The organism is Neglectibacter caecimuris, from assembly GCF_034335015.1.
GTDB lineage: Bacteria > Bacillota > Clostridia > Oscillospirales > Acutalibacteraceae > Acutalibacter > Acutalibacter caecimuris_A.
In genome coordinates, this window is sequence record NZ_JAWXXK010000003.1 from 457,507 (window position 1) to 475,236 (window position 17,730).

A 17,730-nucleotide genomic window follows, 5' to 3' on the forward strand; every position below is an offset into this window, starting at 1 on the left:
CTGTGATGGATCGGCAATCAGTCCATACTGCCGACCTTATTGCCGTTTTCATACATTTCTTCATTTATGCTTACCGTTCCCTCGCCGCTGCTGGGAATATATCCGAAGCCATCTACATAGGTTCCGCCCTTATCGTATCCGCCCTGGGTGTTCGGACTCGGAGCGGGGGTAACCGTAGTCTGTTCCGGCTCATAGCTGGGCGGGATCTCTGTATTGCGGTCCTCCTGCGGCACATCTTCTGCCTGGTGGTTTTCGGGCAGGGGTGTTGTACTGGGGGCGGCGGGCTTTTCCGGCGCCTCCGGCTTGATGGGATCGGTCTGGATGGTCTGCTCCGTGCCGGTGCTGTCCGCACCTGCGGCGGGGTCAGCAGCTTTATCGGGTGCAGTAATATCTACAACAGGCTCGGTGTTATCCGGGCGATCTGCATCCTGAATGTTCACTACGGGGTCTTTTGTATTCTGCGTGGAGTCGGGATCAGTACCGGAAGGAACTGACCCATGACCGCCGAAGCGAGAACCAATACCAACTGCCAGCGCCAGACACAGGACACTTCCGGCTGCGATCACAAGGACCTTTTTCGTTTTCTCTGTCATGTCGAACTCCTCCTTTCGGTTTTCAAACGGACAATACCACAGAAGAAGTGGAAAGTCTATTGAAACATCGAAACTTTTTCAAAATAAAGGAATGTATTTTGCTTCCGTATGAAGCGTCATTTCTGCGGCTGGAAAATCCACGCCCATGAAGCGGACAGGAACGGTCAGCTCCAGCTCCGCAACGGCGGTATAGCCCGCACTCTGACCAGAGGCAAGAGCATTGTTCTGAATCTCTACCGTCAGGTCGGAGATGGAAAACTCCATTTGACCCTCCGCATATTTCATGTAGCTTTCACCATCGTTGCTGAGCCCCAGAATGCGGGAGAGCTGGGCATACACATTGCCCTCGTCCACACTCTGATCCCAGCCGCCGCTATCGTCCGGCGACCAGCCTGCGGCATAGCCCTCCCGCACCGCATGGTACACATCGTCATAGTTGTCGTTGACGGTGGAGAGGACGGCCTGCTGCGTTGCCTCTTTCACGCCCTGGGAGATGATCCAGATGCGGCTGTACTCCGCAATGGCGCAAAACAGCATCAGCAGGACAAGGACGATGGCAAGGATCATGGGCGTGCCCTCGCCGGGGCGCTTCTTAAAGTGAGGGAATTTGTTCATTTGTGATACACCTCACTTTTTCCTGTAGCCTGTGCTGTAAGCGAGACGGGGAATGAGCCAAAGTCCCCGAACAGTCCAATGTCGGCATCAAGCCGCACGGTGACCGTCACCTCATGGTTGAGCTGGATGTTGCCGGTCTGCGACCACTCCACCTCCGGCGTGATGCCCATGCGCTCATTGAGGACCTGCTCCCGCAGCGTGGTTTCGCTTCCCACGCGCCCGGAAATCTCCGCCTCCCGCACCAGCTCCGTGGCATAGGTGTCGAGCTGCTGTTTGGCGATAAAGACGGGCAAAACTCGAAGGGCAAAGGCAATTACCAGCATGGCACAGACCACAAGGACGCAGATGTCGATATAGCCCTCGCCGCGGCGTTTTTTCAGTCGTTTTCTCATAGCCCCGCCCCCTTAAAACAGCGCACCCATGGAGGTGACAATCTGAAACAGAATAATCACGATATAGGTGAGCATGAAGCAGGCCAGCATGATAAACGAGAACACACGAATCTTGGGCGGGATCTTCGCCGCCTTCGCCTTGAGCCGCCGCAGCTCCACCTGCTTCAAATCGTGAGAGAGCATCTGGAAGTACATCCGCCCGTCATCGCCGCGCAGGACTCCAATCAGTCCACGGGTAATGTCCGAAACCGTGGCGGAGCCCATGCGGGCCTCAAAGCGAATCAGTGCCGCCTCATAGGAGGACGAGCGCATATCCGCCGTGAGGATGTCCAGCTCACGGGCAAAGTCCTCGCCGGCGTGCTTTTTGTAGTTTTCCAGAATGCGCAGCACATCACGGCTTGCGGACAGCTCCTGCTCAACGGTCGCCACGAACCGGGGCAGCTCGCCTTCGATCTTCTCGATGCGGCTTTTGACCAGCTCGTCCGCCCTGCGGCTCTCCTTGAAATACACCAACAGCGCAAGGATGAGAACCACGGGCGAGAGGATGGGCAGAACCATCAAGCACGGGATAATGGCAAGCAGAATGAGGCAGGGTTTCAAAATGCCGTAGACCGTATAGACCTCCGGCGTCATGTCCAGCCCCGCGGCGGTCAGCTTCTGCTCCAACCTCCGGCGCTTGTACTCGTCCAGATGAACAAAGCGCGCCAGCTTTATCGCCCATCCCAGAAGCAGAGCTTCGGTGGACTTGACCAGTTTTTTGTCGCTGCGCCCCGCAGAGATGAGCGCACGCTCGGTCGCCAGTTTCGGCAGTTTCAGCACATCGGCAAGGATAAAGAAAAGCCCTGCGGCAAGCGCAGCGCCGAAAAGAAACAGCAAAAATATCATGCGCTCACCTCCGGTACTCAATGGGCTGAGTCAGCTTGATGACAAACGCAAAGGACACGAACACAGCGGCAACGCACAAGGCGATGACCGCCTGACCTGGGATGGTCTGCGTCAGCGTGGCGTACCAGTCGGCATTGATGAAGCGAACCAGCGGGATGTTGCCCAGCACCAGCACCGCCATGGTGATGAACTCCTTTCGGGGAGAGAAGACGAGCTGCTCCAGCTCGCCGTTGACAATGCGCATATCGGAGAGCTTTGCCACGATGGGCGGCAGAGTGGTCTTGAGGCTGCGGTCGCCCTGGCAGGCCATGACACCGTCGCACCACTCCTGCCACACCTCGTTGTCGATGGCGGCCTTCAGCTCGGTGAGCGCCGCATCCATATTGGGGTCGATATGCTTGATACGGGTGAGGAACCGCTGGAACACGCCCTGCACCGGCTGGTTGAGATACTGCACATTTTCCTCCACCGCCATCTGGAAGTTCTCCGTGCGCAGGTAGGCGGTGGTGACCACCGACAGCGCCGTTTCCAGTTCGGCGGACACCTCCTTCTTGAAGCTGCCCGCTGTCAAGCGGATGTACCAGAACGGAACCAGCATCAGCCCCACGGCAAGGACAGGCACGAGGAAAGCGTTGCCGAACAAAATGGCAACGGCAGCGCCCACGATCAGCAGAAGCATGGAAGCGGCGCAGACCATGGGGAACTTCTCCATGCGTCCCGACGCCTCCAGTGCAGACTGCGCCTCCAAAAGCTGACGGCGGAAAATACCGGGCCTTTTGCGGTTGGTCGCCTCGTTGATCTCATCCCGCAGACTTCCGGGCGGGTGCAGCAGGCGGTAAAACACGCCGTCTGTGAACTCCCGAAAGGAAAGCCCCAGCAGCAGAAAAATGCCGGCGATCATACCGGCGCAGGCGGCAAGCCTGATTGCAATCATTCAGAATCCACCTCCTTGGGAAACAGAAATTGACCCAGCTCGGAGCTGGGCATACCGTTTTCGATAAACCTCTTTTGCAGACCGGCGGACAGCTCGTCCACCTTCACATGGCTGCCCTCCACGATGAAGCGGTCGCCCTCCATGCGGTTGGCTGTGATGTTGTACTCATAGAGCTTGCGGAGCTTCCGTGTGCCGTCCGGCAGGATCTCACACTCGGAGATATTGGTGATGCGCCGCTGCTTGTTCTCGAGCTGCCGGCAGTAGACCACGATGGGATAGGCTTCGGTCACATACTGCATCAGCGTATCGTCCGGGGTATCCACGGCACGCTTGCACAGGGACACCATGCGGCGGTAGGTACCCTCGCTGGAGTTGGAGTGGATGGTGGTCAGCACCGCCACGCCCACACGGGCGGCTTCCTGAGCGGCGTTGGCCTCGGGACCGCGCATCTCGCCCACGCAGATGATGTCGGGGTTGAAGCGCAGGGCGATGTCCAGCAGGGCAATTTGGTCGATACGCTGGCGCTCATTCTCGCTGTCCCTTGTCTGGGTGTGGATCACGGAATTGGTCACCCTGCCGTCCTGTTCCCGGATGAGCTGCAGCTCTCTGGAGCCATCCTCAATGGTGAAAATGCGCTTGTTGTCCGGGATGGTGGAGAGCAGCCAGCCCGCCACAGTGGTCTTACCGCTGCTGGTGGCGCCCGCCACGCAGATGGACACGCCGTAGCGCAGGCAGGCGGCGAGGAAATCCAGCATTTCGCCGGTGGCTGTACCGCTGGCAACGAAGTCCTCTTTGGCAAGATTGCGGGGGTTGACGATTCGAATGGAAGCCGCCACGCCCGCATCCTCGTCCAGCACAGGGGCCTTGATGACCGCTACACGGATATTCTTCGCCAGCCGTGAGGTAATGACAGGGCTTGCGTTGTCCAGCACCTTGCCGGAGTTCTGGAGCATACGGCGCACCACATTGGCGGCGTGTTCCGGGGAGTCGAAGTGCTCGTTCAGTTTGACTGTGCGTCCGTCGGAATACTGCACCTCAATGTCCCGCCAGGAGTTGATGTCGATCTCCTCGATGCCGTCCGCGAAGATATACTTGGTCAGAAAGCCGTACTCCGCCATCTCAGTGTAAAGGGCGTCCAGCAGACTGTCGGTGGTAAAGCCCTCCACGGCGAGGCGCTTGTCCTGAAGGTAGCGGGCCATGAGGCGCTTCATCTGGTCCTTGCTCTCTGTGTTGCTCTCTGTGATGAGAGCGGCGTACTCGCCGGACAGGTAGCCCTGCACCTGACTGAGCGCCTCGGAGAATTCCACAGTTTCTTTGGAGCCGAAAAACACGGCGCTGGCCTTGGGCGCAATGCGGTTCTGAGCGAGAAGCTCCTGACGGCTATCGTCCTCTATGGCAGACACAGCTTCCGTCATATTGACTTCGCCCTCCGTATCCTCGGTGTGTGCTTCCGCAACAGGCGGCGCTTCAGGCGCCGGAGATTCTTTCGTAAACAGGGAGTTGCTTCGTCTGTCGCCAAGCATCAGAACACCTCCCTGCAAATCCGCTCAACCTCTTTGCGGAAAGCGCGGCTGTCTTTCATGGAGAGGTCGTCCAGCAGGTTGCCCGCCAGATACTGTTCCTCCAGTTCCGAAGAGTACGGAAGCTGAAACGCCACACTGCCCAGCACCTGACCGATGCGGTCGGCCGCTTGCATGGGTTTGATATTGGCGGCAGTCTTATACTGTTTATCTTCGTCCCACTGAAGCTCACGCAGAAGCGGGAGCTGGCTGGAGAGGTAGCCAACGGATTTCAGGTCGCAGTTGGCAAGGCGCAGTACGCTGTCTGACTCCATCAGCGCTACAGCAGAGAGGATGTCGTTGGCGATGTAGCTGGAGCAGTCCACCACCACATAGGGAGCGATTTCCCGCAGTCCCGCCAGAAGTTCCTCCGCCTGTTCCTTGGTGCAGGCGGCATAGGTGTACTCGTTTTCACCCTTTTGCAAGCCCATCATGGTGAGATGAGAGAGCTTTTTATGGGTGGTAAGGTTGTGCTTGATGAGATTGACGGGGATATGCTGGGCGGCAAAGACGCTGCCCAGGGAGCGGTCGCACTCCAAATCAGAGGGCGGACAGATGCAGGGCAGCATCGGGGCGGTCATATCGCACAGCAGCAGGATCACATTCTTTTTCTGGGACGCCAGATGCTTGGCGATTTTGACCGCCGTGACCGTTTTGCCGCTGCCGGGACTGCCCCAGACGGCGAGGACGCCGCCCTGTGTGTCCACGGGCTGTGCCGCTTCTGCCTCATCACCGCCGCGCCGGAAAATACTTGCTTTCTTAAAGTTCATTGTCCGGTGCCTCGCTTTCTCCGCCCGGCTCGACACCCTCGCTTTCATCGGTTTGGGCCGCATCCTCGGGTGTATCCTCCGGCTCGGCGTAAAGCTCCTGAATCAGAGCGTCCTGCGCCTCGATGAAGGCGGCAGACTTCTCCGCCGTTCCGCGGAAGACCAGCGCCAGGTGGAGTTCGCTCTCCTGTTCCAGCTCCGCCAGTACTTTCGCCTGCTCGGTGGTGACGAGCATGGTGACGGTGGAGGGCAGTTCCTTTTCATCTGTCAGGGGTTTGCCGGTGTTGGCATCGTAGCCGGAGGCGGCGGTCACGGAGATCACCTCCACATACTGAAGCTCGGCGGGAATGACCGTTTCACCTCTGCCTTCATAGTCCGCCACAATGACCGAGACGATATCTCCGCTCTTGAGCTTGCCGGAGAGACCTGTGGCAAAGCTCTTGATGGTGACGGAGATGGCCTGCTTGCTGCCGTCCAGATTGTAAAGGTAGCTGTTCTCGGCGGCAGGCTCGGTGGAGAGCTTGGATGCAAGGATATAATCTCCCGCCGCAAGCTCCGCCGTGGCATATTTGCCGATGACCTCGTTCTTGTCTGTCAGCACACCGGCGGGCAGGTTGTATGCGCCCACCTCCACGGTCTGTACCATGGACGCTGTGATCTCGTCGCCCTCATGGATCTCTGCGGTCACACGGACGATCGTCGCTTTCTCGCTGGCGCTGCGGGTAAACAGCGGCGTGATGCCAAAGCAGATCACCAGCGAGAGCAGAATGCAAAGCACACCGACCACGGTGCGGTTGCGAAAAATCTTCATGTTGCGTTCCTCCTATGCAAAGAAGTATGCAGGGATGAACCCTGCGGCTAAAAATGGGACAAGCGGGCAACTTCTCATGCTGGGTCTGTGCCGGAGCTGGGCAATCAAAGCATTGCCCAGCACATAGAGCCCATACAGCACGGCAAACAGCATCAGCCCGGCAAATGTGCGGGAAGCGCCCAGCACAAACCCTGCCGCAGCGCACAGCGTGATATCTCCTGCACCGTTCTTGCCGAAACCGGAGCCGATGTAAAATGGTGTGGCACCCATCAAAGCTCCTAAAAAGGAGGCGGGGCTGATTGTAACCAGCCCCGCCAGAGCAATCAGGATACACACACCGTCGCTCACTGTCCTTGTGCGGATGTCATAGACTGCGGCAAAGAGAAGCCCGCCGCAGAACAGGACGGCCTGTACCGTCTGCACTGTTCAGGACAAACTGCCGGCGTAATTGAACATATCTTTGATCTTCTGGGTCACGGTGGGCATGATGGTATCATTGAACAGAGCATACAGCAGGGCCAGCAGCAGAGCGCCCAGAACGACAGCAATGAGGATTTTGACGGCGGTGTCAATGTAGCCCTCACCGGCGTTGCCGGTCAGGGCGCGACGGTGAAATTCCGCAGCCTTCATGGTGGCTTTGGAAACAGCGGCGGACAGCTTGTTACTCATATTGCGGATAAACTTTTTCATGTTAATATTCCTCCTGAAAATATGATGATTGGATTTGTTGCTTGCCGCCTCCACGCAGTGGGGAGGCGCACGACTTCGCCGGGATAAAGAAAAAGCCGGGCAGCATTCCGCTGTCCGGCTCACATGGCTGGTTCCTGCCATTGGGTTTGTTTCTGGAACGCAAAGGCAATGGGCTGAAAGCCGACACGGTCGCAGTAGTAAAACTCGCTGCCGCCGCTGTCGTAAAGCTCCACCACATCGCCCAGCCCCATACGGTGTCCACGGTAGCCCTCTGGGGGATGATCTCTGCACAGGGCGTAGATTGCTTCCAGATCGTTGGTATCAGGCGCTCCGTCGTAGACAGGGCTGTACTGATCCATCTTTGGTTCACCGAAACGCTCGGTCATCTGTTCGTAAGAGATGAAGCGCATCGCCACCTCCGTGTCCGGTTTGAGCTGCCACACTCGGCACCGCTTGAGCGGTGCTCCGCTCTCGGATGTAAAGGCTTCGCCGGAGATCATACGGTCGTACAAGTCGTCCTCCCACCGGGGCGTCAGCTTCAGCCGCTGAAGCTCTGCTTCCAGCTCTTGTCCCCGGAACATGGTGTCTGCAACTGCAATCTGTTCCTCCGGTCGGATATAGCCGATGGGGTTTCCGTAGAAAATAATGCGGTTTTGCTTATCTATGGTCAGCCGGGACATTGCGACCACCTCCTTGCCTGACCAAACCGGGCATTACATGGACATTGACATACCCTGTTCAGGCCCTTCCTCGGCTTCCTCCTGCTGTTCCTGTTCCTCCAGCTCCTCCAGCTTCTGCGCATAGGCGGCATCCACCGCATCAATGAGCGCCGTGCGGGCCTCGGCGGTGATGGCATGGAAAGTATCGGTGTATTTCTTTTCGCCGTTCTTGGTGTAGGACTCCTGGGGCATGGCGATAAAGAAGCCCTTTTCCGAATCGAGCTTATCGATAATGCGGATACCGTGAATCGCAAAGGCACCTCCGATGGTGGCGCTGGCGAAAGCTTTCGTCTTGCCCTCGCCGCTGAGAATGCGGTCGATCTTTGCCTCAATCTTGGGGGTAGAGTGGGTCTGGGTATTCTTCTGCTTGTTCTGAGCCATAGTGTTTTTTCCTCCTGAATTAAAGTTTCATTTCCGGGCCTGGGCAATCACAGACTTCCGTGATTTGCTGCCCGGCTCTGAGCTGATCTACCTGTTCCTCTGCCCAGTCGGGCAGGAATTCCTCTTTGATGGGGCCGATGAAGTCGGTGCGATTCCAGCGCGTTTCCTCACCGTCACCAAGACAGGTGCAGCGAATGGAGCGCCCGATGGCGTGAGGGTCGCAGCCGAAGCCGTCGTGGGCATACCAGAGCTGATACTTCGGCTCCCAGTAGCTCTCCTGAAAGACCTCGGGGCGCATGACCAGCACCTTGCCCTCATAGTCCAGCTCGGTGGTATCCGGCTCACAGTGCTTCGGCGCAAACAGCCCCAGCTCGGCATACGCCTCACGGAACTCCTGAATAAATCCGTCCAGCACAGCAGGGTGGCTGCCCACCGTGTACTGGTAGTTGTGGTTTTTGTCCGGCGGGATGTAGATTTGCTTACCCCATGCCTTGTTGCTCTGGCTGAAGCGCCCATCATGGGAAAGCTCCTGCAAGGTGCTGGCAAGCACGAAGCCTGTCCGCTTGTATCCGTAGGCAGCGATCACACTTTTTGCGCAGTCGGCGTCCAAGTGCATCCCGTCGAAATCCCTGCTGATAGCGGCTTCAATGGCCTCCTTGCAGGCGATGTTCATCCTGTGGCTCTGCCGCCACTGGTCAAGCTCATTCCTGCGCCGCGCTTCCTCGGCGGAGTAGGGATAGAGATAGGAAAAATCAGTGTGCGCCATAGATGACCTCGCCGCTGCCCAGCAGATTACTCGGGGAATCGAGGTACATGCCGGCAACTCTGATTTCATTTTTAAGTTTCATGTAATATTCTCCTTGGTAGTTGGTTTGCTGATTTGAACATAATCCTGTTGTCAACTTGGATTATTCAAAGAGATTCTCCAGATTGTCGGTGCTCCCCTCGATAAAGGAATATCCAACCGTGTAACTCAGTCCCTGAGTGGCATTGTTCAGGCAGCTTTCATGTCCGCCGGTCATCACATAGCTGAAAATGAGCTTGGTGTATTTTGCTCCATTCCAGCCTGTCCAACTGGCAGTGCTGACAGTATCGCCGCTGGCGGTGTACGCATAGCTACCGTCCGAATCGATGTGGACATACCCATTGTTGGTCTTGAAGGTCAGGACGGTTTCCTTTGTCCCATCCTCAGTAATGCCGTAGACTGTGACCACATCCTGACAGCTTGTGTTATGACCGCTGATGGCAGGGATATCAAAGGTGAACCGCTCGATGTACGCAAGCGGAGTGGCGCCGTCATAGATGCCCTTCTCCTCAACGGTTGTCGCCAAAGATGTGATGCTTGCCGTTTCGCTGCCCACAGAGGAGCCGATCACAAAGAAGCGGGAGGCATAGCCGGTTTGCCCGAACAGATCCTTGACCTGAACGACCATCAGATGGCGGCCGGAGGAGAACTGCCCCTGAATCGTTCCGCCCTGACTGTTGGGCGTGACCGCATACCCGCTGCCGGGAGCGTAGTAATCCACCGCCGAAAGCTGATAGGGGTGGGCAGAGGTCACAGTGGCATGAAAGTCCACCTGTGCGTTGGTGGTGCTGGCGTTCTCGCCAAGCGCCTGACTGGTCAGCGCCACCTCGGGTACCGCACTTTCAACACGGAAAGCAGTGGTACTCCAATCGGAGGTTTCGCCCCACTCGTCCACGGAGCGCACCTTCACTGTGTGGCTGCCGAGACCATAATAACCGTCACGGGCGGAGTCCGTGGCGTACTCGTAGGTAATGCGGTCGCCGTCAGGGTCGTTGCCATCTCTGACCGTGATCCTCGCTTTTACCTTACAGTCCGTTGTGTAAGGGTTCTGGGAATCGCCGTATTCTACCCACACAAAGGTTTTGGGAGCTTCCGGGGCGGAGTTGGTGATGCGGATCTCATCCTGCGCTGTGGCGGTATTGCCATGGCGGTCTGTCACGGTAGCTGTCAGCAGGAAACTGCCTGTGCGCTCGACCGTGATTTCTCCGCCATCCAGCTCCAGCGTCCCCACATACGGGATGGACGCTTCACTGTCTGTCAGCGTCCACTGAATGGTGCAGCCGTCCAGATTTTTTCCCTCTGCCGAAACGGAAACCGCCGTTCCGATATGGCAGGATTCAGGGACACTGATTCGGTAAGTGGGAGGCGGAGTCACTGTGACCGTCCGGCTCTGAGAGAAGGTTCTTCCGAGTACATCGGTCAAGGAGGCGGTCATGGTATATGTGCCGTCCTCCTTGAATGAGAGTTTACCGCCGTAGGCGTTCAGCTCACCGTTGATAATCTCCGACAGCGAAACACTCTGACCAGCCTTTGTCAGAGACCACTCCACGGGGAGAATGTTGTTATTGCCGCTGGTGCGAATATCCGCCACCTCGTTCACCGCAAGCTGCTCCGGCAGTTCAAAGCGAATAGCCAAAACGGGCTGCACCTCACATTTGACATTGGACTCATAGAGGTGCACACGGCCGGTGGCATCAGTGATCCGAGCCACCAGCTCGTAGGTGCCGGCGCGTTTGAAGCGAATCGTACCACCGTCATTGGTCAGGGAGCCGTCCACGAAGGTATCCCAGTCCTGATAGCCATAGGTGTTGTCCACCAGCCATTCAATGGTCACAGCTTCGGCACCCTCGGTCTGCGCCGCCATGGGGATTACCGTGTCTGTCCAAGCGGTGGCAGGCAGGCTGTATTCCACAGCAGGCACGGGATAGACGGTAAAGCTCTGCTCGTAGCTGTAGGACCGACCGCCGCCGTCCGTATAGGAAGCGGTCAGGGTATAGCCGCCCTGTTCCTTGATGCGGATCTGACCGCCGTTTTCCGTCAGGACACCCTCCATGACTTCATTCAAAGGTGCAACTTCACCATTGCGCTTCAGTGTCCATTCCAGCTCGTTGTCCGCCAGCTCGGTGATCGTGGCCTCCACCAGAACGGTGTCGTCGGTGTGGAAGACGGTGGGCAGGAAGAAGCCGACAGACCCCACGGGGTAGCAGGTCATGGTATCGGATGCTGTGTAAACACGCCCGGTTTCATCTGTGACCGTAGCTGTCAGGGTGTAGGTGCCGGGAGCAGTGATGGAGAGCTGCCCCATATCAGCATATCCGCCGCACAGGTAATCGCCGGGGTTGATCTCCTCGCCGTTCAGCGTCCCCGTCCAGTAGATGGGCAGGCTGTCCAGATTCTCCGTGGTCATGGACAGCGTGATTTCCTCATCCATGTGCGCAATATCCGGCAGGTCGATGGAGATGGAGACGACGGGATAAACCGCGACCGTCTGGGTGCAGGTCGAGATTTTGCCCAGCGAATCCTCCACAGAAGCCGTCAGCTCATATTCTCCCGGCTGCGCAAACTGTAAAACGCCGCCTGTATTGCCCAAGGTCCCGCTTGCCGTTTCCGCAAGCTCTACCGGCTGACCATCCCGCTTGACGCTCCAGACTGCAGTGTACCCTCCCGCATTCTCCAGCAGGAGGTCAACGGGAATGGCCGTATCGGTATGAGCCGTGGCGGGCAGCGTGAAGGCAACCCCCACGACGGGATAGACGGCGACGATCTGTTCATACTCTGTGGTTTTCCCTCTGCTGCCCGTAGCGATAGCCTTCAGCGTATAGGAGCCTGCCTCGGAAAAGGTGAGAACGCCGCCATCCGCGGTAAAGCCCTCTGGCATTTCGGACACACCGTCTTTGGTCAGTGTCCACTCTACGGAAGAGGCATACCTTGCGGAAGCGGTCACAGCTACCTCAGTACCGATATATGCCGTTTCAGGCAGTGTGAAGCTGATCTGAGGAGCAGGGACGCTCCAGCCGCCGGAATGACCGCCGCCTGTGGAGTCGCCCGGACTCGGTTCCGGCTTTTTATCCTCATCTTTGCCCTCTGTGCTTTCCTGCAGCTTTTTGTGGGCAGCCAGCATTCGTGTCAGCATACAGAAGCCCTCGGCACGGCTGGCTCCCTGGTACGGGCAGACTCTGCCGTCCGGGTATCCAACAATGATTTCGTATTCAGCGGCAACATTGATGTATCCGCTGTCGGCGGCTGTGATTTCACCGTCATCTGTGAACTTCGTCTGTCCCTGGCTCTGCGGCGCCTCGGACTCCTTGCCAATGGCCCGCACCATCATCACGATCATTTCCATGCGGGCGATTTCCTTGTCCGGCTCGAAAGCGGTGCCATAATCAGAAGGCAGGATGACCCCTGCCTCGGTCAATGCAAAGACATAGTCTGCGCACCAATGCCCAGCAAGGTCATCAAAGGGCGCTGCACCCTCATCCTTTGGCGTAAACTTCAGCGCTCTTGCGACAATGGTTGCAAACTGTCCGCGTGTGATGGGAGCGTCGGGATGACATTTTCCGTCCCCATAGCCATTGACGATTCCGTCTGTGGCAAGTGTCTGGATGATTTTCTCTGCCCAATGTCCCTCTGCGTCAGGAAAGGCGGAACCAGCAGCCAGCGCCGGACAGCAGAGCGACAATACCATCGCCACAGTCAGGAGCAGGCCGCAGATGCGCCTGTTCAGATTTTTCATAGTCATGTGACCTCTTTTCATAAAAAATAGGCGCCGGATCGATCTGGCGCCTGCGGTATTGAAACTATCGGGTCCTAATTTTACACAGGATAAAATCCGCTGTTTCTTTGCCCTTATCAGTATTCATATTTCGGTTTCATGGAAATTACTTAGTTCGAGCGAGAACAACGCTCAGATAAACCAACGCTTCTTTCTGAATCTCAGAGGGGAGGGAGTCCAGAAACTCACGCAAAGGAGTACCGGAAGTGGGGGAGTCCTCACGGTCGGGAGCCTGGCAGTTATCGCAGATTTTTTCGCGCTTGATGATAATTTCATCATCCTCGCAACGGAAGCTGACAAGATCGTTGGGGTGAATGCCCATTTTGATGCGCAGATCATAGGGGACAGTGGTGCGTCCACGCTTTCCCAAGATTCGATAGACTTTATCCATATACACGCTCTCCTTTATTAATGATTGGGATGAATAGTGCAGATGCCTTTTGCCTTACAGAACAAGTTGCAAGTGCTACAGGGATTGGAATCGAAGCCTTCACTTTCGTCTTCGTCGAGAATACGAACGATAATCGTCCCGTTATCGAAGTAGGCTTCGATAACCGTATCCTCGTTCAGGTTGAGATCCTCTATAATTTCGGGGTCAAGTCTCAAATTGAACTGGAACATTTTCTTCCTCCATATAGTCAGATTTAAAATCGAACAGAGTCAGCTGACTGTTCCGCTCATCCAGATATTGTTGATTGGCAGCAGCCTGCTGCTCCAAATCGTAGTTGGCAATCAGCAGTTCCTCATAAAGTGCGCCGGCTTCCTTGGCCTGCTTCATGGCGTGAAGGCGGGTTTGGACAAAGGTGTCAAATCCATACATCTCGGCAAGATTTCGAATATACGGGTCGTTGTTATAAGTGATGAGGAACTTAGCTTTTCCGTGGTGCTGTTGATTGACCTCGCTCATGAAACTGAAAAGGATATCATGCTGTTCGGAGTCGAAATTGGCTTTCGAGTACATGGCTTCAGTTCCCTTGTAGGGAGGATCAAGCAATATGAAGCTTCCTGGGCATGCCGCATAGCTGATCACATCCTTGTAGTCACGATGCAGGATGATGGCATCTCGAATGCGGTTATATGCGCTCATCAGACGAGGCAGGCGCTGAGACATATCCCTCCTTGCAATCCCAAAGGTTTGACCGGTAGAGGAGAAGCTATAGACCTGATTCTCGAGAAAGGCAGCGGCATTCTGAATGTCTTCCCAGCTTGCATCATAGAAAATGCGGGAAGTTTCAATGATATCGTCAAGGATGTTTGGTACACCTCTGAGTCTGTCCTTGTTCTGCTTGAACACGAGTTCACCGTTGATGGAGAGATATAACCGGCCTAAAAGATAGGCCAGCTTTTCATTGTTCTGAATCACTCGGAACAGATTCACCAGGTCGCCGTTATAGTCGTTGAGGATTTCTTTCTCCGCCTTTGGCTTACGGAAGAACACCTCCGCACTGCCCATACAGGGTTCAATGTAGACATCGTGCTTTGGCATCACGGACAGGATAGTGTTAACGATGCAACTTTTGTTTCCTGTGTAGGGCAGTGGGCTGGTGGATGCCGACAATTCCTATGACCTCCTTCCGAGGTCGCCGGTGTATGGAAAGCCCGGAAAAGAAAAAAGGTCGTTTTCTATGTACGGTTCAATCCATACACACAAAACGACCTTCTTCATTTATTTTGATATTCAGTTGTGGGGACCATCTCTGGCGCGGTACCAAGCAGAAACGTGACGCATATTCAGCCTCCTTTATTCGATTAAAGTGGTTTGTATCATTTCATATGCGATACCTCTTTATTAACGATAGATTCAAAATCTGGGCAATAAAAAAAGGGCCGACTTTTCGAATGTTCTTCGAAAAATCGGCCCAAAACGACCAGCGCGATAGTTCAGTTCCTCTTGGCAGCCTCTTCTGCCGAATAGGTATCTTTTTGCTTCAACCTCAAATCGTGGCACGAAAAAACCCAGAAACCGTTGTGGTTTCTGGGTTTTCCGTATCCGTATCTATTTTGGTCGGATAACATGGTGGGAGAGAGTGGATTCGAACCACTGAAGTCGAAGACAACAGATTTACAGTCTGCCCCCTTTGGCCACTCGGGAACTCTCCCATATTTTAGATTGTAGATTCTGGACGCTAGATACTGAAAAAGGACATTTGCAGAAAAATGGAGCTGGTGGACGGACTTGATTCTCGCCTATCGGCTCGGTCAGCGCTGAACGCTCTCCACCGGAGAGCAACGCCCCCCGACTACTGATTACAAATCAACTTACCAGCTTTTGCTTTCGCATTGGAGCTGGTGGACGGACTTGAACCCCCGACCTGCTGATTACAAATCAGCTGCTCTACCAACTGAGCTACACCAGCAAATATGAATGAGTGCGAAGTTGGTAGGGGTATCTACACAACTGAGCTGCACCAGCACAATTTTTAGCGCTTGATTATTATATCCTGACAGCATGGGAAAGTCAAGCCCTCCGCTAAAATTTTTTGCAATTTTTCCGAGAAAAGGTGTTCTTTTCTGTTTTTCTTTTGGAAGGAAGCAATCTCTATTCAAAATTGGAAAAGCGCCTCTTCTCACAAAAAAGAAAAGGTTGAAGGCCGCTTTCCTGTTTGGAAAAGCGGCCTTCAAGAGGAAGTAAGGAGTAAAAATGAGGATGTAATGAAAAAGATTTCGATCCGTAGTCTCGCTTGACTACGGTAATAGAATACCCCCGTAATGTGAAGGTTTGCTGAACATTCCATGGAATTTCTCTTAATATTTTGTAAACGGGCAAAAAGCGCCTCTTTCGCCTTGACTGCTCTCGGCTCCGGCGGTATACTGGAAGAAACTGGAAAAGGCAGGGGCCCCGCTTGCTCCGCCCCGGTAGTAAAAAAGCTCTGAGCAGCGCCGGATCTTGGGGAACGCGCTTGCCCAACTATATGAAAAAGGATGTGGCAGCTATGAAATTTTCCGAAATGACCTACACCCGGCCCGATATGCAGGCGGCCTTTCAGGAGCTGGATTCCCTGACCGCCCGGCTTCAGGCGTCCGCCGACCCGAAGGAGCAGCTGGGGATCTACAAAGAGGCAGAGACTCTGCTGAACCATATTTACACCCAGGCCAGCATCTGTATGATCCGCAACAGCGTGGATACCAGAGATGAGTTTTACGACGCTGAAACGGCTTATATCAATGAGCAGGAGCCCCTTTTAGAGGAAAAGACCCAGGCCTTCCACCGGGCACTGGTGGATTCTCCCTGCCGGGGAGAGCTGGAAAAGGCTTTAAGCCCTCTGCTGTTCCAGAACCTGGAAATGAACCTGAGATCCTTCTCTCCGGAGATCATTCCCCTGATGCAGGAGGAAAACCGGCTGACCACTGAATATCAGAAGCTCTATGCCAGTGCGCAGGTGCCCTTCCAGGGCAAGACCCTGACCATCGCCCAGCTGGGGCCCTATAAGGAGCACGCGGACCGCGCCACCCGCCGGGCCGCCTTGGAGGCAGAGGGCACCTTCTTTGACGAGAATCGGCGGCAGTTTGACGAGCTTTACGACAAGCTGGTGAAAAACCGCACCGAGCAGGCAAAAAAGCTGGGGCTTCCCAGCTATGTGGAGCTGGCGGCCCTGCGCCTGCAGAGAAACTGCTATTCCCCCGAAGATGTGGCGGCCTTTCGGGACCGGGTAGTGCGGGACCTGGTGCCGCTGACGGTGAAGGTCAAGGAGCGTCAGGCAAAGCGCCTGGGAATTTCCGATTTCAAGTTCCACGATAACGCCCTGAAATTCCGGGGCGGCTCCGCCAAGCCCCAGGGCACGCCCGAAGAGATCATGGCGGCGGGGCAAAAAATGTATGAGGAGCTTTCCGCCGATACCGCCGACTTTATTCACATGATGTTTGAAAATGACCTCTTCGATGTGCTGGCAAAGGAGGGCAAGGCTCCCGGCGGCTACTGCACCAGCCTGCCAGATTACGGCTATCCCTTCATTTTCTCCAATTTTAACGGCACCTCCGGAGACGTTGACGTGCTTACCCACGAGGCGGGCCATGCCTTTGCGGACTATATCTCCCACAAAACCATTGCCATCGACGCCTTGCGCTGCCCCACCATGGAGGGCGCGGAGACCCACTCTATGAGCATGGAATTTTTGACCGCCCCCTGGCACCACCTGTTCTTCGGCCCCATGACGGACAAATACGAACTTTCCCATGCGGAGGACGCGTTGATCTTCATTCCCTACGGCTGCCTGGTAGACCATTTCCAATATGAAATGTACACCCACCCGGAACTGACCCCCGAGGAGCGGAATCAAACTTGGCTGCGGCTGGAGAAGCGCTACCGCCCTTATATCGACTTTGACAATCTCCCCTTCTATGCCCGGGGCGCAGGCTGGCAGCGGCAGATGCACATTTACGGCAGCCCCTTCTATTATATCGATTACTGCCTGGCCCAGGTCATGTCTCTTCAGTTCTTTGCCCTGTCCCTGGAGGACCGAAAGGCCGCCTGGGAAAAATACATGGACTTTGTAAATCTTGGCGGCACCAAAACCTTTATCGACCTGGCCCATGCGGTAAATCTCCGCTCCCCCATGGACGAGGACTGCGTCAAGTCCGTGTGTGAAAAGACGTTCCAATGGACTGAGGCGCATGTAACAGAATAAAAACCGATATCCCAAAAGGGACTGCTGCAAAACACACCGTTTGCGGCAGCCCCTTTTTCCTGTTCAACAGCTACACCTCCGGCACCCGGCGGCCAAACCGCGGGCACTCGGGAAGCTGACTGATATAGGCTGACAGCTTCTGACCAGACCCCAGGAAAGGGGATACATTACAGCTCAGAACA

The 17,730-nt window shown here is 55.6% G+C and carries 18 protein-coding genes and 2 tRNA genes; 2 read left to right on the top strand and 18 right to left on the bottom strand.

The annotated features are described in order from the left end of the window. Positions 1-17: 17 nt before the first annotated feature. The 16 genes from U8T64_RS05195 to U8T64_RS05270 form a co-directional block, all read right to left on the bottom strand. A complete protein-coding gene (locus U8T64_RS05195; RefSeq protein ID WP_322181604.1) occupies positions 18-593 on the bottom strand; it encodes a DUF6550 family protein in 576 nt (191 codons plus the stop codon). A 78-nt stretch (positions 594-671) separates the two neighbouring features. Beyond that, on the bottom strand, positions 672-1,208 hold the full coding sequence (locus U8T64_RS05200) for a hypothetical protein (RefSeq protein WP_322181607.1): 537 nt from the start codon (positions 1,206-1,208) through the stop codon (positions 672-674). Next, positions 1,205-1,600: a DUF4320 family protein gene (locus U8T64_RS05205; protein WP_322181609.1), complete on the bottom strand. Its 396-nt coding sequence runs from the start codon at positions 1,598-1,600 to the stop codon at positions 1,205-1,207. The genes U8T64_RS05200 and U8T64_RS05205 overlap by 4 nt, the downstream gene beginning before the upstream one ends. Before the next feature lie 12 nt (positions 1,601-1,612). Next, positions 1,613-2,485: a type II secretion system F family protein gene (locus U8T64_RS05210; protein ID WP_322181611.1), complete on the bottom strand. Its 873-nt coding sequence runs from the start codon at positions 2,483-2,485 to the stop codon at positions 1,613-1,615. A gap of 4 nt (positions 2,486-2,489) precedes the next feature. Continuing rightward, positions 2,490-3,419 carry a hypothetical protein gene (locus U8T64_RS05215; protein ID WP_322181613.1) on the bottom strand — a complete coding sequence of 310 codons (930 nt, stop codon included), beginning with the start codon at positions 3,417-3,419 and terminating at the stop codon, positions 2,490-2,492. Beyond that, a complete protein-coding gene (locus U8T64_RS05220) occupies positions 3,416-4,942 on the bottom strand; it encodes a type II/IV secretion system ATPase subunit (RefSeq protein ID WP_322181615.1) in 1,527 nt (508 codons plus the stop codon). The genes U8T64_RS05215 and U8T64_RS05220 overlap by 4 nt, the downstream gene beginning before the upstream one ends. Continuing rightward, a complete protein-coding gene (locus U8T64_RS05225; RefSeq protein WP_322181617.1) occupies positions 4,942-5,748 on the bottom strand; it encodes a CpaE/TadZ family protein in 807 nt (268 codons plus the stop codon). Before U8T64_RS05225 ends, U8T64_RS05220 begins: the two co-directional genes overlap by 1 nt. Beyond that, positions 5,738-6,556, bottom strand: coding sequence for a Flp pilus assembly protein CpaB (gene cpaB / locus U8T64_RS05230; protein ID WP_322181620.1), 819 nt, complete (start codon positions 6,554-6,556; stop codon positions 5,738-5,740). The genes U8T64_RS05225 and cpaB overlap by 11 nt, the downstream gene beginning before the upstream one ends. A 12-nt stretch (positions 6,557-6,568) precedes the next feature. Next, a complete protein-coding gene (locus tag U8T64_RS05235; protein WP_322181621.1) occupies positions 6,569-6,979 on the bottom strand; it encodes a prepilin peptidase in 411 nt (136 codons plus the stop codon). Positions 6,980-6,982: 3 nt separating this feature from the next. After that, positions 6,983-7,246, bottom strand: coding sequence for a DUF6133 family protein (locus U8T64_RS05240; RefSeq protein WP_322181623.1), 264 nt, complete (start codon positions 7,244-7,246; stop codon positions 6,983-6,985). Positions 7,247-7,365: 119 nt separating this feature from the next. Next, complete coding sequence (locus tag U8T64_RS05245; RefSeq protein WP_322181626.1) at positions 7,366-7,926, bottom strand: YodL domain-containing protein; 561 nt, start codon at positions 7,924-7,926, stop codon at positions 7,366-7,368. Positions 7,927-7,959: 33 nt separating this feature from the next. Continuing rightward, on the bottom strand, positions 7,960-8,346 hold the full coding sequence (locus U8T64_RS05250) for a septation protein SpoVG family protein (protein WP_322181628.1): 387 nt from the start codon (positions 8,344-8,346) through the stop codon (positions 7,960-7,962). Between the two features lie 19 nt (positions 8,347-8,365). Then, complete coding sequence (locus tag U8T64_RS05255) at positions 8,366-9,112, bottom strand: DUF3849 domain-containing protein (RefSeq protein WP_322181630.1); 747 nt, start codon at positions 9,110-9,112, stop codon at positions 8,366-8,368. 142 nt (positions 9,113-9,254) lie between these two features. Continuing rightward, the gene (locus U8T64_RS05260; RefSeq protein WP_322181632.1) at positions 9,255-12,884 is read right to left on the bottom strand and encodes an S-layer homology domain-containing protein; all 3,630 of its coding nucleotides are present in this window, start codon (positions 12,882-12,884) and stop codon (positions 9,255-9,257) included. Positions 12,885-13,029: 145 nt separating this feature from the next. After that, positions 13,030-13,314: an AbrB/MazE/SpoVT family DNA-binding domain-containing protein gene (locus U8T64_RS05265; RefSeq protein WP_322181634.1), complete on the bottom strand. Its 285-nt coding sequence runs from the start codon at positions 13,312-13,314 to the stop codon at positions 13,030-13,032. A gap of 204 nt (positions 13,315-13,518) precedes the next feature. Beyond that, the gene (locus U8T64_RS05270; protein WP_322181635.1) at positions 13,519-14,481 is read right to left on the bottom strand and encodes a DNA adenine methylase; all 963 of its coding nucleotides are present in this window, start codon (positions 14,479-14,481) and stop codon (positions 13,519-13,521) included. 32 nt (positions 14,482-14,513) lie between these two features. Here U8T64_RS05270 and U8T64_RS05275 point away from each other — a divergent pair, with 32 nt between their 5' ends. Next, positions 14,514-14,936 carry a hypothetical protein gene (locus U8T64_RS05275; protein WP_322181637.1) on the top strand — a complete coding sequence of 141 codons (423 nt, stop codon included), beginning with the start codon at positions 14,514-14,516 and terminating at the stop codon, positions 14,934-14,936. A gap of 2 nt (positions 14,937-14,938) precedes the next feature. Here U8T64_RS05275 and U8T64_RS05280 read toward each other — a convergent pair. Continuing rightward, positions 14,939-15,023 (bottom strand) — tRNA-Tyr (locus U8T64_RS05280). A gap of 181 nt (positions 15,024-15,204) precedes the next feature. Then, a tRNA-Thr gene (locus tag U8T64_RS05285) sits at positions 15,205-15,280 on the bottom strand. 576 nt (positions 15,281-15,856) lie between these two features. On the opposite strand from U8T64_RS05285, the gene U8T64_RS05290 reads away from it, so the two are divergent. Beyond that, positions 15,857-17,548 (top strand): M3 family oligoendopeptidase, encoded by a 1,692-nt coding sequence (locus tag U8T64_RS05290; protein ID WP_322181639.1) that lies wholly within the window; start codon positions 15,857-15,859, stop codon positions 17,546-17,548. Positions 17,549-17,730 lie beyond the last annotated feature (182 nt).

What these genes read in the sequence shown, in the direction of transcription:
- U8T64_RS05195 (WP_322181604.1), bottom strand. Translation starts at nt 593, where the DNA reads ATGACAGAGAAAACGAAAAAGGTCCTTGTGATCGCAGCCGGAAGTGTC.
- U8T64_RS05200 (WP_322181607.1), bottom strand. Translation starts at nt 1,208, where the DNA reads ATGAACAAATTCCCTCACTTTAAGAAGCGCCCCGGCGAGGGCACGCCC.
- U8T64_RS05205 (WP_322181609.1), bottom strand. Translation starts at nt 1,600, where the DNA reads ATGAGAAAACGACTGAAAAAACGCCGCGGCGAGGGCTATATCGACATC.
- U8T64_RS05210 (WP_322181611.1), bottom strand. Translation starts at nt 2,485, where the DNA reads ATGATATTTTTGCTGTTTCTTTTCGGCGCTGCGCTTGCCGCAGGGCTT.
- U8T64_RS05215 (WP_322181613.1), bottom strand. Translation starts at nt 3,419, where the DNA reads ATGATTGCAATCAGGCTTGCCGCCTGCGCCGGTATGATCGCCGGCATT.
- U8T64_RS05220 (WP_322181615.1), bottom strand. Translation starts at nt 4,942, where the DNA reads ATGCTTGGCGACAGACGAAGCAACTCCCTGTTTACGAAAGAATCTCCG.
- U8T64_RS05225 (WP_322181617.1), bottom strand. Translation starts at nt 5,748, where the DNA reads ATGAACTTTAAGAAAGCAAGTATTTTCCGGCGCGGCGGTGATGAGGCA.
- cpaB (WP_322181620.1), bottom strand. Translation starts at nt 6,556, where the DNA reads ATGAAGATTTTTCGCAACCGCACCGTGGTCGGTGTGCTTTGCATTCTG.
- U8T64_RS05240 (WP_322181623.1), bottom strand. Translation starts at nt 7,246, where the DNA reads ATGAAAAAGTTTATCCGCAATATGAGTAACAAGCTGTCCGCCGCTGTT.
- U8T64_RS05245 (WP_322181626.1), bottom strand. Translation starts at nt 7,926, where the DNA reads ATGTCCCGGCTGACCATAGATAAGCAAAACCGCATTATTTTCTACGGA.
- U8T64_RS05250 (WP_322181628.1), bottom strand. Translation starts at nt 8,346, where the DNA reads ATGGCTCAGAACAAGCAGAAGAATACCCAGACCCACTCTACCCCCAAG.
- U8T64_RS05255 (WP_322181630.1), bottom strand. Translation starts at nt 9,112, where the DNA reads ATGGCGCACACTGATTTTTCCTATCTCTATCCCTACTCCGCCGAGGAA.
- U8T64_RS05260 (WP_322181632.1), bottom strand. Translation starts at nt 12,884, where the DNA reads ATGAAAAATCTGAACAGGCGCATCTGCGGCCTGCTCCTGACTGTGGCG.
- U8T64_RS05265 (WP_322181634.1), bottom strand. Translation starts at nt 13,314, where the DNA reads ATGGATAAAGTCTATCGAATCTTGGGAAAGCGTGGACGCACCACTGTC.
- U8T64_RS05275 (WP_322181637.1), top strand. Translation starts at nt 14,514, where the DNA reads ATGGAAAGCCCGGAAAAGAAAAAAGGTCGTTTTCTATGTACGGTTCAA.
- U8T64_RS05290 (WP_322181639.1), top strand. Translation starts at nt 15,857, where the DNA reads ATGAAATTTTCCGAAATGACCTACACCCGGCCCGATATGCAGGCGGCC.